The sequence below is a fragment of the Kosakonia sp. CCTCC M2018092 genome (genome assembly GCF_003864115.1).
Lineage (GTDB): Bacteria > Pseudomonadota > Gammaproteobacteria > Enterobacterales > Enterobacteriaceae > Kosakonia > Kosakonia cowanii.
The window spans coordinates 3,616,733-3,630,545 of sequence record NZ_CP034225.1 but is presented as its reverse complement, the minus strand read 5'-3'; the positions used below and the strand labels follow the sequence as shown (position 1 = coordinate 3,630,545).

General features: G+C 59.7%; 9 protein-coding genes. 8 read left to right on the top strand and 1 reads right to left on the bottom strand.

Annotated elements, in window-relative coordinates:
• Window positions 1–96: 96 nt before the first annotated feature.
• The 7 genes from phoB (at window position 97) to EH164_RS17275 (ending at window position 11,797) form a co-directional block, all read left to right on the top strand.
• Window positions 97–786: a phosphate response regulator transcription factor PhoB gene (gene phoB, locus EH164_RS17305; protein ID WP_023481914.1), complete on the top strand. Its 690-nt coding sequence runs from the start codon at window positions 97–99 to the stop codon at window positions 784–786.
• Window positions 787–807: 21 nt separating this feature from the next.
• The gene (phoR, locus tag EH164_RS17300) at window positions 808–2,106 is read left to right on the top strand and encodes a phosphate regulon sensor histidine kinase PhoR (protein WP_124969495.1); all 1,299 of its coding nucleotides are present in this window, start codon (window positions 808–810) and stop codon (window positions 2,104–2,106) included.
• A 406-nt stretch (window positions 2,107–2,512) separates the two neighbouring features.
• Entirely contained in the window at window positions 2,513–3,832 is a 1,320-nt protein-coding gene (brnQ, locus tag EH164_RS17295; RefSeq protein ID WP_124969493.1) for a branched-chain amino acid transporter carrier protein BrnQ, read from the top strand.
• A gap of 85 nt (window positions 3,833–3,917) precedes the next feature.
• Window positions 3,918–5,267, top strand: a complete 1,350-nt coding sequence (gene proY / locus EH164_RS17290; RefSeq protein WP_124969491.1) for a proline-specific permease ProY — start codon at window positions 3,918–3,920, stop codon at window positions 5,265–5,267.
• Window positions 5,268–5,824: 557 nt separating this feature from the next.
• Entirely contained in the window at window positions 5,825–7,642 is a 1,818-nt protein-coding gene (malZ, locus tag EH164_RS17285) for a maltodextrin glucosidase (protein WP_124969489.1), read from the top strand.
• A gap of 55 nt (window positions 7,643–7,697) precedes the next feature.
• Entirely contained in the window at window positions 7,698–10,427 is a 2,730-nt protein-coding gene (locus EH164_RS17280) for a DUF2339 domain-containing protein (protein ID WP_124969487.1), read from the top strand.
• Window positions 10,424–11,797 (top strand): DUF3999 domain-containing protein, encoded by a 1,374-nt coding sequence (locus EH164_RS17275; protein WP_124969485.1) that lies wholly within the window; start codon window positions 10,424–10,426, stop codon window positions 11,795–11,797. The genes EH164_RS17280 and EH164_RS17275 overlap by 4 nt, the downstream gene beginning before the upstream one ends.
• A gap of 246 nt (window positions 11,798–12,043) precedes the next feature.
• Here EH164_RS17275 and acpH read toward each other — a convergent pair whose 3' ends face one another.
• Window positions 12,044–12,625, bottom strand: a complete 582-nt coding sequence (gene acpH, locus EH164_RS17270; RefSeq protein WP_124969483.1) for an ACP phosphodiesterase — start codon at window positions 12,623–12,625, stop codon at window positions 12,044–12,046.
• A gap of 93 nt (window positions 12,626–12,718) precedes the next feature.
• Here acpH and queA point away from each other — a divergent pair, with 93 nt between their 5' ends.
• A complete protein-coding gene (gene queA / locus EH164_RS17265) occupies window positions 12,719–13,783 on the top strand; it encodes a tRNA preQ1(34) S-adenosylmethionine ribosyltransferase-isomerase QueA (RefSeq protein WP_042712175.1) in 1,065 nt (354 codons plus the stop codon).
• Window positions 13,784–13,813 lie beyond the last annotated feature (30 nt).

The window sequence follows — 13,813 nt, the reverse complement described above, 5'->3', positions numbered from 1 at the left end:
GTCATATAGCGGTCATGTTATTCATAAATCTGTCATAAAACTGACGCATAATGGCGACGCTATTTATACTGCAGACTAATTAATACAGGGCGAATGATGGCGAGACGAATTCTGGTCGTGGAAGACGAAGCACCGATCCGTGAAATGGTGTGCTTTGTGCTCGAACAAAATGGTTTTCAACCGGTTGAAGCGGAAGATTTCGACAGCGCAGTAAACCAGCTTAATGAACCCTGGCCGGATCTGGTGCTGCTGGACTGGATGTTACCCGGCGGGTCCGGCATTCAATTTATCAAGCACCTGAAGCGCGAAGCGATGACCCGCGATATTCCGGTGATGATGCTCACCGCGCGCGGTGAAGAGGAAGATCGCGTTCGCGGCCTTGAGACGGGCGCCGATGACTACATCACCAAGCCCTTCTCGCCGAAAGAGCTGGTGGCGCGCATTAAAGCCGTGATGCGCCGCATTTCGCCGATGGCGGTGGAAGAGGTGATTGAGATGCAGGGCTTAAGCCTTGATCCCTCCTCCCATCGCGTGATGACCGGCGAAAACCCCCTCGATATGGGCCCTACCGAATTTAAACTCTTACACTTCTTTATGACCCACCCGGAGCGTGTTTACAGCCGCGAACAGCTGCTGAACCACGTCTGGGGCACCAATGTCTATGTTGAAGACAGAACCGTAGACGTGCATATTCGTCGTCTGCGTAAAGCGCTGGAAGGGAGTGGACACGACCGGATGGTGCAGACGGTACGCGGCACGGGATATCGTTTTTCGACCCGTTTCTGAAATTTGACAGGAGTGTGACGCGTGCTGGAAAGGCTGTCATGGAAAAGGCTGGTGCTGGAGCTCCTCCTTTGTTGTATCCCCGCCTTTATTCTGGGCGCGATGTTCGGCTATCTGCCGTGGTTTTTGCTGGCGGCAGTGACCGGGCTTCTGATCTGGCACTTCTGGAATCTGCTGCGTCTCTCCTGGTGGCTATGGGTCGATAAAAGCATGACGCCGCCGCCCGGCACCGGCAGCTGGGAGCCGCTGCTCTACGGCCTGCATCAGATGCAGATGCGCAATAAAAAGCGCCGCCGCGAGCTGGGTAACTTGATTAAACGCTTTCGCAGCGGCGCTGAGTCGCTGCCGGATGCGGTGGTATTGACCACGGAAGAGGGGATGATCTTCTGGTGTAACGGCCTTGCGCAACAGCTGCTGGGGCTGCGCTGGCCCGATGATAACGGGCAGAACATCCTCAACCTGCTGCGCTACCCCGAATTTACCCAATACCTGAAAAGCCAGTCCTTCAGCAAACCGCTCAATCTGGTGCTTAACAACGGTCGCCACTTAGAGATCCGCGTGATGCCCTACAGCGAGCAACAACTACTGATGGTGGCGCGCGATGTCACGCAGATGCACCAGCTGGAAGGGGCCAGACGCAACTTCTTCGCTAACGTCAGCCATGAGTTGCGCACGCCGCTAACGGTGTTGCAGGGCTACCTTGAGATGATGCAGGAGCAGACGCTGGAAGGCGCGCCGCGCGAAAAAGCGTTACACACCATGCGCGAGCAAACCTCGCGGATGGAGGGGCTGGTGCGCCAGCTTCTGACCCTGTCAAAAATCGAAGCTGCGCCGACCCATGGCGCAAATGAAGTGATTGATGTGCCGATGATGCTGCGCGTGGTGGAGCGGGAAGCGCAAACCCTCAGCCAGCAGAAACAGAGCTTCAGCTTTGAAATTGACAGCCAGTTGAAAGTTCTGGGCAGTGAAGAGCAGCTGCGCAGTGCCATCTCCAACCTGGTCTATAACGCGGTGAATCACACCCCCGCCGGGACGCACATTATCGTGCGCTGGCAGCCGGTGGCGCACGGCGCGGAGTTCAGCGTCGAGGATAATGGGCCGGGGATCGCCGCCGAGCATATTCCGCGCCTGACCGAGCGTTTCTACCGCGTGGATAAAGCGCGCTCGCGCCAGACGGGCGGCAGCGGGCTTGGGTTGGCGATAGTCAAACATGCGGTTAATCACCACGACAGCCGCCTTGATATCAGCAGCACGCCGGGCAAAGGGACGCGCTTTAGCTTTGTCCTGCCGGAACGCCTGATTGCCAAAAACGCCCACCCATAACCACCTTGTCAGCTTATCTTTCCGGCGGCTCGTTACGGCGAGCCGCTCTGCCTCGCCTCATCCCGCGCCTGCAACGTAGTTTGTACGGTTGTTGCTTTTTTGTTCGCACGATCAGCCACGTGTTTTTCTGATAAATAGAGTTTTTCACTGGCTCTGTTCTGCTGTTTAGTATAACTATCTGGTTTTGCGATCCTGACTTGCCTTTAAACGTTATAAGCGTTTAAATTGCGCCCCATGCATTGCCAGACCGACTGTGTTTGCGCGGTAAACCGAAAAACTATTCTTCGCCACGCAGCACATTAAGCATTTCCCGCTGATTAACGCGTTAATGATGCGTTATTGTCCGGTGCGGAGAGGCTAATTATTCAACATTTTTACGACACCACATCCACAGGCAGTAAACATTATGACCCATCACTTAAAACCGCGTGACATCATCGCGCTGGGCTTTATGACCTTCGCGCTGTTTGTTGGCGCAGGTAATATTATTTTTCCTCCCATGGTCGGCTTGCAGGCGGGTGAATTCGTCTGGACGGCGGCGCTGGGCTTCCTGATTACTGCGGTGGGCCTGCCGGTGCTAACGGTAGTTGCGTTAGCGAAAGTGGGCGGTGGCATTGATAGCCTCAGCACACCGATTGGCAAAGTCGCGGGCGTGCTGCTGGCAACGATCTGCTACCTGGCCGTGGGGCCGCTGTTCGCTACGCCGCGTACCGCAACCGTTTCGTTTGAAGTGGGCATTGCGCCGCTGACCGGCGACGGCTCTATGGCGCTGCTGATCTACAGCCTGGTCTACTTCGCGCTGGTGATTCTGGTCTCTCTCTATCCGGGCAAACTGCTTGATACCGTCGGCAACTTCCTCGCACCGCTGAAAATTATCGCCCTGACGATTCTGGCAGTCGCCGCACTGGTGTGGCCAGCCGGTCCGATTAGCCACGCGCTGGAAGCCTACCAGACCGCGCCGTTCTCTAACGGTTTCGTCAATGGCTACCTGACGATGGATACTCTCGGCGCGATGGTCTTCGGGATTGTTATCGTTAATGCCGCCCGTTCGCGCGGCGTGACCGAAGCGCGTCTGCTGACTCGCTACACCGTCTGGGCGGGTCTGATGGCGGGTGTTGGCCTGACGCTGCTCTACCTGGCGCTCTTCCGCCTCGGCTCCGACAGCTCGACGCTGGTCGATCAGTCCGTTAACGGCGCGGCGATACTGCATGCTTACGTCCAGCACACCTTTGGTGGTGCGGGTAGCTTCCTGCTGGCAGCGCTGATTTTCATCGCCTGCCTGGTGACGGCGGTTGGCCTGACCTGCGCCTGCGCAGAGTTCTTCGCCCAGTACCTGCCGCTCTCCTACCGTGCGCTGGTCTTTATCCTCGGCATCTTCTCAATGGCGGTCTCAAACCTCGGTCTGAGCCACCTGATCCAGATTTCGATTCCGGTGCTGACCATGATCTATCCGCCGTGTATCGTGCTGGTGGTCTTGAGCTTTACCCGCTCTTTCTGGCATTGTTCCACCCGCGTAATTGCGCCGACCATGTTTATCAGCCTGCTTTTTGGTATCCTTGACGGCGTGAAAGCCTCCGCGTTTGCTGAGCACCTTCCGCTCTGGACACAGCGCTTACCGCTGGCGGAGCAGGGCCTGGCCTGGCTGTTGCCGAGCCTGGTGATGGTGGTTCTGGCCGCTATCTGGGATCGCGCGGCGGGACGTCAGGTGACTTCCAGCGCGCATTAACAGCAGCAAGCACGGTTTGTTGAACCACGGGGTAGCGCACTCCGTGGTTTTTTATTTTTTGTGATGAATAACGGCAGTGGAAACGATGGAAAGTACGAATAAGCTGAAGCGTGGGCTAAGTACCCGCCACATTCGCTTTATGGCGCTGGGTTCAGCGATCGGCACCGGGCTGTTTTACGGCTCCGCGGACGCCATCAAAATGGCCGGGCCCAGCGTGTTGCTGGCCTACATTATTGGCGGGGTCGCGGCGTATATCATTATGCGTGCGCTGGGCGAGATGTCCGTGCACAACCCCTCCGCCAGCTCCTTCTCACGCTACGCACAGGAAAACCTCGGCCCGCTGGCCGGTTATATCACTGGCTGGACCTACTGCTTTGAAATTCTGATTGTCGCCATCGCCGACGTTACCGCCTTCGGCATCTATATGGGCGTCTGGTTCCCGACGGTGCCGCACTGGATCTGGGTGCTGAGCGTGGTGCTGCTGATCTGCGCCATCAACCTGATGAGCGTAAAAGTCTTCGGCGAGCTGGAGTTCTGGTTCTCTTTCTTTAAAGTCGCCACCATTATCATCATGATCGCCGCCGGTTTCGGCATCATCATCTGGGGGATCGGCAACGGCGGGCAACCGACCGGCATCAGCAATCTCTGGAGCCACGGCGGCTTCTTCAGTAACGGCTGGCTGGGCACGGTAATGGCGCTGCAAATGGTGATGTTCGCCTACGGCGGTATCGAAATCATCGGCATTACCGCCGGTGAAGCGGAAGAGCCGGAGAAGTCGATTCCGCGCGCCATCAACTCGGTGCCGATGCGTATCCTGGTGTTTTATGTCGGCACGCTGTTTGTGATTATGTCGATCTACCCGTGGAACCAGGTGGGCACTAACGGTAGCCCGTTTGTGCTGACCTTCCAGCATATGGGCATCACCTTTGCCGCCAGCATCCTGAACTTTGTCGTGCTGACCGCTTCCCTGTCGGCGATCAACAGCGATGTGTTTGGCGTCGGGCGTATGCTGCACGGCATGGCGGAGCAGGGCAGTGCGCCGAAGATGTTCGCCAAAACCTCCCGCCGCGGCATTCCGTGGGTAACGGTGCTGGTGATGACGCTGGCGCTGCTGATGGCGGTCTATCTCAACTACATCATGCCGGAGAATGTCTTCCTGGTGATTGCCTCACTGGCGACCTTCGCCACGGTGTGGGTGTGGATTATGATCCTGCTGTCGCAGATTGGTTTCCGCCGTCGCCTCTCGGCGGATGAAGTGAAGGCGCTGAAGTTTAAAGTGCCGGGTGGCGTGGCAACCACCGTTGCCGGGCTGATCTTCCTGGTGTTTATCATCGCGCTGATTGGCTGGCACCCGGAAACCCGCATTTCGCTCTATGTCGGCTTTGCATGGATTGTGCTGCTGCTGATTGGCTGGGCGTTTAAGCGCCGGGCGTAATCTCCGCTAGCGTCGTTTTACTTCGTAGGCCGGGTAAGGCGCAGTCGCCACCCGGCGTTGTGCCTGATGGCGCTACGCTTATCAGGCCTACGAGTGCCGGGCTCTGGCTTCTGTAGGCCGGGTAAGGCGCAGCCGCCACCCGGCGTTATGCCTGATGGCGCTACGCTTATCAGGCCTACGAGTGCCGGGCTCTGGCTTCTGTAGGCCGGGTAAGGCGCAGCCGCCACCCGGCGTTGTGCCTGATGGCGCTACGCTTATCAGGCCTACGAGTGCCGGGCTCTGGCTTTTGTAGGCCGGGTAAGGCGTAGCCGCCACCCGGCGTTGTGCCTGATGGCGCTACGCTTATCAGGCCTACGAGTGCCGTGCTCTGGCTTCTGTAGACCGGGTAAGGCGTTATGCCTGATGGCGCTGCGCTTATCAGGCCTACGATTTCTCCCCCATTTTTTCCGTCTTATCTCTGCGCCCCGTCTCTCAACCCCTTAAAAAAGTTGAAAGAAGGAGGCGGGTCGGGCCGAACGTTGGCTACAGTGATCCTGATTATGTAAAGGGGATCGTTGATGTTGAATGCATGGCACCTGCCCGTCGCGCCGTTTGTCAAAGCGCACCAGCAGCAGTTAATCATTAACCTCTGGCTGCGCGGCACGGATTTACCGTCGCGCGTCACGCTGCGAATTGAGATCGATAACGAAGAGACGCCGGTTGCAATGCACCGCGCGCGCAACACCGCCAATAATGGCGTCACCCTCTGGCGCGCCGCCATTGATATCCGCAACGGCCAGCCGCGCCGCCGCTACAGCTTTAAGCTGCTGTGGGACGATCGCCAGATCTGGTTTACCCCGCAGGGGTTTAGTCGCTTCCCGCCCGCCAGACTTGAGCAGTTTGCTATCGATGCGCCCGATGAAGGCCCGGCGTGGGTCGCCGATCAGGTCTTCTACCAAATCTTTCCGGATCGCTTTGCCCGTAGCGAAGCGCGCACCGCGCAGCAGGACCAGCGTTACTGGCACCACGCCGCAGGGCGCGAAATTCGTTTTTGTGACTGGGATGAGCCGCTTACCGGCGAAGCGGGCGGATCGACCTTTTACGGCGGCGATCTGGACGGCATCAGCGAAAAGCTGCCGTACCTGAAAAAGCTCGGGGTCACCGCGCTCTACCTCAACCCGGTGTTTGTCGCGCCCAGCGTGCATAAATATGACACCGAAGATTACCGCCACGTCGACCCGCAGTTTGGCGGCGACGAGGCGCTACTGCGTCTGCGCCATAACACACAGGAGAACGGCATACGGCTGATCCTCGACGGCGTTTTTAACCACACCGGCGACTCCCACGCCTGGTTCGACCGCCATAACCGTGCCACCGGCGGTGCCTGCCATAACCCCGATTCGCGCTGGCGCAGCTGGTACAACTTTGATGAGAACGGCTACGCCCATGACTGGCTGGGCTACGCCAGCCTGCCGAAACTCGACTACCGCTCTTCGTCGCTGATTGAAGAGATCTATCAGGGCGAGGAGAGCATTGTGCGCCACTGGCTGAAAGCGCCGTGGAATATGGACGGCTGGCGGCTCGACGTGGTGCATATGCTAGGCGAAAACGGCGGGGCGCGAAACAACCTGCATCACGTAAGCGGCATCACCCGGGCGGCGAAAGAGACCCAGCCGCAGGCCTATGTGGTGGGCGAACACTTTGGCGATGCGCGCCAGTGGTTGCAGGCGGATGCGGAAGATGCGGCGATGAACTATCGCGGCTTTACCCTGCCGGTGTGGGCGTTTCTTGCCAATACCGATATCTCCCTTGATCCGCAGAGTATCGATGCGCAGACCTGCGCCGCGTGGATGGATAACTACCGCGCTGCGCTGTCGCATCAGCAGCAGCAGCGGATGTTTAACCAGCTCGACAGCCACGATACGCCGCGGTTTAAAACCATTCTCGGCAAGGATCTCGCCCGCCTGCCGCTGGCAGTGGTGTGGCTCTTCTGCTGGCCCGGCACGCCCTGCATCTACTACGGCGATGAAGTAGGGCTGGATGGTGCGAACGATCCCTTCTGCCGCAAGCCCTTCCCGTGGGATAAAACGCAGCAGGATAGCCACCTGCTGGCGCTCTACCAGCGAATGACGAAGCTGCGCGCCCGCAGCCAGGCACTGCGTCACGGCGGTTGTCTGGTGGTCTATGCCCGGCAGGATGTGCTGGTTTTTCTGCGCGTTTATCGCCAGCAGCGGGTACTGATTGCTATCAACCGCGGCGAGGCGTGTGACGTTGTGCTGGAAGATTCACCGCTGCTGCAAGCGAAACAGTGGCGGCTTCTGGAAGGTACAGGTAACCTACAGGACGGCGTGCTGACGCTTTCAGCCATCAGCGCTTCTGTCTGGTCTGCCTCCTGAGCCTGCGCGCGGGGAGGCGGGCGTAACGTCTCCCCTTTAGCGAAGGCGAAAGTACATGGATGGTCTTCTGATATTCGGTGTCATTGTGCTGATTCTGGCGCTGGTCGTGGTGCCGATAATGGCGATTGTCGCCTGGCGGCGCAGCCTTGCCACGCAGGTCGAACTGCAACTGCTGCGCCAGCGCGTCAGCATACTTGAACAGCGGGCAATTGCGCCTGCGGTAAGCGAGGAACCGGTCGTTGAGCCGATAAACGAGCCGGTAAGCGCAGCGCCTGAGGTGCCACCGCCAACTCCTGAGCCGCGGCCGCCAATCCCTGAGCCGCAGCCGATTGCAGCAAGCGAAATCCCCCCTGCACAGCCGCAACCCGCAGCCAATGTCTGGGGGCGCAAAGTCGCGACGGCAGAGCCGACGCCGACGCCTGCACCTGTGGTGCGCGAACGTGAAGAGGTGAAAGCACCGGATGGTGAATCCTGGGGCGTGGTTACCGCGCTGGTGCGCTGGTTTATGCAGGGCAACCCGCTGGCGAAACTCGGCGTGGTGCTGCTGTTTATCGGTCTCTCTTTCCTGCTGCGTTACAGCGTTGAATATGCGCTCTTCCCGCTGGAGTTGCGGCTTGTCGCCGTGGCGGTTGTCGCGCTGGTGCTGCTGGTTCTCGGCTGGCGATTGCGGCATAAACAGACGGTCTTTGCCCTTATATTGCAGGGCGGGGCGGTCGGCGCACTCTATCTCACGGTGTTTGGCGCGTTTCGCCTCTGGCAGATGCTGCCGATGACGCTCGCCTTTGCGCTGCTGATTGTGATCTGTGCGGCGAGCGTCGGGCTTGCGGTGCTGCAACGCGCGCTGAGCCTGGCGCTGCTGGCAAGCCTCGGCGGCTATCTTGCGCCGATCCTGCTCTCTACCGGCGGCGGGAGCCATATCGCGCTCTTCTCGTTCTATCTTCTGCTCTCCGTCGGTATTCTCGCCATCAGCGTATGGCAGCACTGGCGCGAGCTGAATATCCTCGGCATGTTCTTCACCTTTGGCGTGGCCGCCCTGTGGGGCATTGCCAGCTACCGCCCGGAAGATTACCTCAGCTGCCAGCTCTTCCTGATCGCCAACCTGCTGATTTTCGGCGTCTTCAGCGTCGGGCTCTCCCTGCGCGCCCAGCGCCGGGGCGAGCGTATTATTGACGGTGTGCTGCTGTTTGCACCGCCGCTGGCGGGTTTTGGCATGCAGTACGCCATGACGCAGCACTGGACCTACGGCCCGGCGTTCAGCGCCCTCGGCTTTGGTCTCTTCTATCTGACGCTTGCCGCCGTTGCCCTTAAACGCTTCCCGACAGCCGGTAAACCGCTGGTGCTCGCCGCGCTGGCGCTGGGCGGCGCATTCGCTACGCTCGCCATTCCGCTGGCCTTGTCCGCGCGCTGGACGGCGATGGCCTGGTCGCTTGAGGGGCTGGGCGTATTGTGGCTCGGTGTGCAGCAACAGCAGCGGCGCATGAGCTACAGCGGCACGGCGCTGTTACTGCTGGCACTCTTCAGCGCGCTATGGGCCGCCGCAAACGGCATCAATGCGCTCTCCACACTGATGATCTTTGCCGTCCTCAGCGCAAGCTGGCTGGTTGGCGCGTGGCTGTGGCGCACGATTCGCCGCGAGGGAAGCTGGCTGCTGCTGGCGGGCGGCATCCTCTTCTGGATTGTCGCACTGGCGGGCGCGGCAGAGCTGATACTGCCGCAGTCGATGCAGGTGGGCTTTGGTCTGCTGCTACTGGTGGCGCTCTCCGTGTGGCTGTGGCGTGCAGGCAGTTTACGTTTTGCCTGGCCGGAACTTGGGCTTGCCCAGTGGCTGCTGTGGCCAGCGATGGCGCTGTTAATCGGCGAGCGTCTGGTTGCTCAGGGGCACCTTCTGGCCTCCGGCTGGCAAAATCTGGTCTGGTGCGTGGCGCTGCCTTCCGCGCTATTACTGCTGCGTAAAGCGGGCAGCGCGCTGTTACCGCGTCTGTCGCAAGGGCTGCACATCTCCCTTTTCTGGCTGCTGCTGATCGCGGCTGGCAGCGAGCTGTGGTGGTTTGTAGACTCGCTGCCGTGGGGTAATGCGCCGTGGCGCTGGGGGCTGCCGATGGCGGCGGGCGGCGCGGTGATTATGCTGACGCTGGCGGCGGTGCGCCGTAATCTGTGGCCGTTCCGCGTCTGGCCTGCGCTTTATGGCGCACAGGCGCTGGCACCGCTGGTGCCGCTGCTCATTATCGCCTTGCTGTTTGCCAACCTGAACGACGGCAAGGTGATGGGCATGCCGTACCTGCCGCTGCTTAATCCGCTGGAAGAGGGCGCGGCGTTCGCGCTGCTCGGCGTGTGGCTCTATACCCAGTTCGCCTGGAAACACTATCCGCACGTCGCGCCCGATCTCTGGCGCGCTCGTCCGTGGGCGCTCGCTGCGCTGGCTTTCTGGTGGCTGAATGGCATCCTGCTGCGCGCGCTCTCCTGTTATGGCGAGGTGACGTGGAGTGCGGAAAGCCTGTGGGCGTCGCGGCTTATCCAGACGACGTTTGCTCTCTTCTGGATGCTGATTGCGCTGGTGGTGATGATCCGCGCGACGCGTCGGCAGGCCCGCCAGCAGTGGCTGGTGGGTGGGGGATTACTGGGCGTTGTGCTGTTGAAACTGATGCTTGTCGACAGCGCGGGCGGCGGCGGGCTGTCGCGCGCCATCGCCTTTATCGGCGTCGCGGTGCTGGTGCTGATCGTGGGCTATTTTTCACCCCTGCCGCCCAAAGCGGCGCGGGAAGAGAACAAGGGAGAAGGACAATGAAAAGGCTGTACGGATTACTGTTGAGTATGCTGCTTTGCGCCCCGGCGGGTGCCGCAGATCTCCCTGAAAAACCGCAGGATTATGCCCGCGGCGTGATGCTGGATTCGCCTCAGCCCTCCTCCTGGTATCGCGTTGATCTGCCGCAGGAGGTCTATGCCCACAGCGCGTGGCCGGATCTGCGCGATGTCCGGGTGTTTAACCAGGACGGTGAGCGGGTACCGTTCGCCCTTGAAACGCAAAACACAAAAACCACTCCCCCTGAAGCGGTGCCGCTGCGCCTCTTTCCGCTGGATGCATCGCCCGTAAGCGGCGCGGCGCAGGAGGAGAATGTTGTGCGCCTCCAGGCACCGTCCGGGGTCGAGATCCGTATTGAAGGCGACGCCTCCAAACCGGTCGGAAAGAGCTATTTGCTGGTGCTGCCTCCGAATCTGCCCAATACCTTCCGGCTTGGCGAGATCAAACTGGGCTGGCAGGAAAACGGCCAGAACTGGCGCAGCAAGGTTTCCGTTCTGATGAGCCACGATATGCGCAGCTGGGATACGTTGCAGGATGATGCTCCGGTGATGGCGCTGGCGAGCGGGAACGATAAGCTGAAGCTCGATCGTATACAGCTTCCGGAAATGCCGTTATCCGATGGTGAACTCTATCTGCTGCTGGTGTTTGATACACCAAACCTGCCGGTCACCCTCACCGAGGCGACGGCGATACCTGGCCGCGAGCCTGCACCGCTTGAAAAAATCGAGATGGCAGGCAACGGACGGCAGATTTCGCCGACCGAGGCGCAATATCAATGGCCGCAGCCACAGCCGTTCCGCTCTCTCTCGGTAGGCTTTAACGACGATGCGGTGCTGCCGGCAGAGATTGCCATTCGCCGCACGGCCACCTCGCCGTGGCAACCGCTGACCAAAACCGTGCTCTGGCAACGTAACGGGCAGCGATCCGCACCGGTAGAAGTGCCGGGCGAGACGGTACAGGCGGTGCGCATCACCACGCTGGACGCGCGATTGCCTGATACGCTCCCGGAAGTTTCCGGCAGCCGCGATCGGCTGGCGCTGGTGTTTAACGCCCAGGGGAAAGGGCCGTTTATGCTGGCGTGGGGAAATAAAGCGGCACAGCCTGCCGCCGTCACGCCGGATACGCTGATCCCGCCGGATCTGCGTAAGCAGCTCGATCCCGCGTCGATTCCTGATGCGTTTGTGGGAGAAAACGTCACGCTGGGTGGCGAGGCGCGCATGACGGCGACTTCCGTCACCGAACAGCAGGGGATGTGGAAGACGTTGCTGGTGTGGGGAGCATTAGTGCTGGGCGTCGCGGTGCTGGCGTGGATGGCAATCCGCATCTGGCGCGAAGCGCAGAGTCCTAAAGTTTAACGCCGATAAAGTGCCGGATGGCGGCTTGCGCCTTATCCGGCCTACGGGCGGTGCGATTATTGATGCCGGATGGCGGCTTACGCCTTATCCGGCCTACGGGTTGTGCGATTATTGATGCCGGATGGCGGCTTGCGCCTTATCCGGCCTACGGGCGGCGATCATCAACGCCGGATGGTACAACGCAGGTTTTGTAGGCCGGATAAGCGTTAGCGCCATCCGGCAATGCAATGCCAAACGTGACGATGTTTACAACGTCCCCGCGCGCGCCTGCGCCATCATGCGTGGGTAAAACGTCCAGAACTGCGTCTCCAGCGCCTGATAATTGGCATCAAGATCCTGCCATGAGTCGCGCAACGCATCGAGCCGCGGGCGGCGGCTCGCCATGCCGTTGAGCACATTCTGAATAAACGCCATCTCGCCGTAGCGCTCCATCCAGCGCTCCGACCATAAGTAATTGTTCAGATTGATAAAACGCGGCGGCGAGTCGGGCAGAATAGTCGCCACCTGCGAATGGGCATAGCGGATAAAGTCTGCCAGTTCGATATCGGGCGAGACCTTTGCCCAGTGGCGCGAGAGGAAGTGATCCCACATCACATCAAGCGTGATGGGCGCGACCCGCCGCGTTTCGGGGCGAAACCACTCGCGGGCGACTTTCACCTCCGGCAGGTTGTCAGTCAGCACATCAATACGGCGATGCATATGGATCCCCGCCACCACCTCCGGTGCGTAGAGGTTTTCCGGATTGCCGCGAACAAAATCCGCCAGCAGGTTACCGGCAAGGGAGCTGTTCGCCAGGTGAGCAAGGTGCAGGTGTGCTAAAAAATTCATCTCTATTATTTATCCAAAAGCGGCTAACGGTTGCAGCGAAGGGGCGTGGGCACTAGACTACCCGCCTCTTATTTTATGTCTCGAGTCAGTGTCATGCGCGTTACCGATTTCTCCTTTGAGTTACCCGAATCCCTGATTGCCCACTATCCACAGCCTGAGCGCAGCAGCTGTCGCTTACTGTCGCTGGATGGCCCAACAGGCGCGCTGACGCATGGTACTTTCACCGATCTGCTCGATAAGCTCAACCCGGGCGACCTGCTGGTGTTCAACAACACCCGCGTGATTCCGGCGCGTCTGTTCGGGCGTAAAGCCAGCGGCGGCAAGATTGAAGTACTGGTTGAGCGCATGCTCGACGATAAACGTATTCTGGCACATATTCGCGCCTCGAAAGCGCCGAAGCCGGGTGCCGAGCTGCTGCTGGGCGACGCGGAAGATATTCAGGCTACCATGGTCGCCCGCCACGACGCGCTGTTTGAAGTGGAATTCCACGATGAGCGCCCGGTGCTCGATATTCTCAACGCCATCGGCCATATGCCGCTGCCGCCCTATATCGATCGCCCGGATGAAGACGCCGACCGCGAACTCTATCAAACGGTCTATAGCCAGAAGCCGGGTGCCGTTGCCGCGCCGACAGCGGGCCTGCACTTTGATGAGCCGCTGCTGGAGCGCCTGCGTAATAAAGGCATCGAGATGGCGTTTGTCACGCTGCACGTTGGTGCCGGGACCTTCCAGCCGGTGCGCGTTGATAGCATCGAAGATCACATCATGCACTCCGAATATGCCGAAGTGCCGCAAGAGGTGGTTGATGCGGTGCTGGCGGCAAAAGCGCGCGGCAACCGCGTAGTCGCAGTCGGCACGACCTCCGTGCGCTCGCTGGAGAGTGCCGCGCAGGCGGCAAAAGCGGATCTGATCGAACCCTTCTTCGGCGACACGCAGATCTTTATCTATCCGGGCTATCAATACAAAGTGATTGATGCGCTGGTCACCAACTTCCACCTGCCGGAATCGACGCTGATCATGCTGGTATCTGCATTTGCCGGGTATCAACACACCATGAATGCGTACCGCGCCGCAGTTGCTGAAAAATATCGCTTTTTTAGTTACGGGGACGCGATGTTTATCACGTACAATCCGCAAGCGATTTTAGAGCGCCCTTAACAGGGCTATTTTACGTGCCCTTCTGGACCC

Bases quoted from the DNA above. Each gene is read 5' to 3' on its own strand.
- brnQ (WP_124969493.1), top strand. From the start codon at position 2,513: ATGACCCATCACTTAAAACCGCGTGACATCATCGCGCTGGGCTTTATG.
- EH164_RS17280 (WP_124969487.1), top strand. From the start codon at position 7,698: ATGGATGGTCTTCTGATATTCGGTGTCATTGTGCTGATTCTGGCGCTG.
- malZ (WP_124969489.1), top strand. From the start codon at position 5,825: ATGTTGAATGCATGGCACCTGCCCGTCGCGCCGTTTGTCAAAGCGCAC.
- phoB (WP_023481914.1), top strand. From the start codon at position 97: ATGGCGAGACGAATTCTGGTCGTGGAAGACGAAGCACCGATCCGTGAA.
- proY (WP_124969491.1), top strand. From the start codon at position 3,918: ATGGAAAGTACGAATAAGCTGAAGCGTGGGCTAAGTACCCGCCACATT.
- queA (WP_042712175.1), top strand. From the start codon at position 12,719: ATGCGCGTTACCGATTTCTCCTTTGAGTTACCCGAATCCCTGATTGCC.
- acpH (WP_124969483.1), bottom strand. From the start codon at position 12,625: ATGAATTTTTTAGCACACCTGCACCTTGCTCACCTGGCGAACAGCTCC.
- EH164_RS17275 (WP_124969485.1), top strand. From the start codon at position 10,424: ATGAAAAGGCTGTACGGATTACTGTTGAGTATGCTGCTTTGCGCCCCG.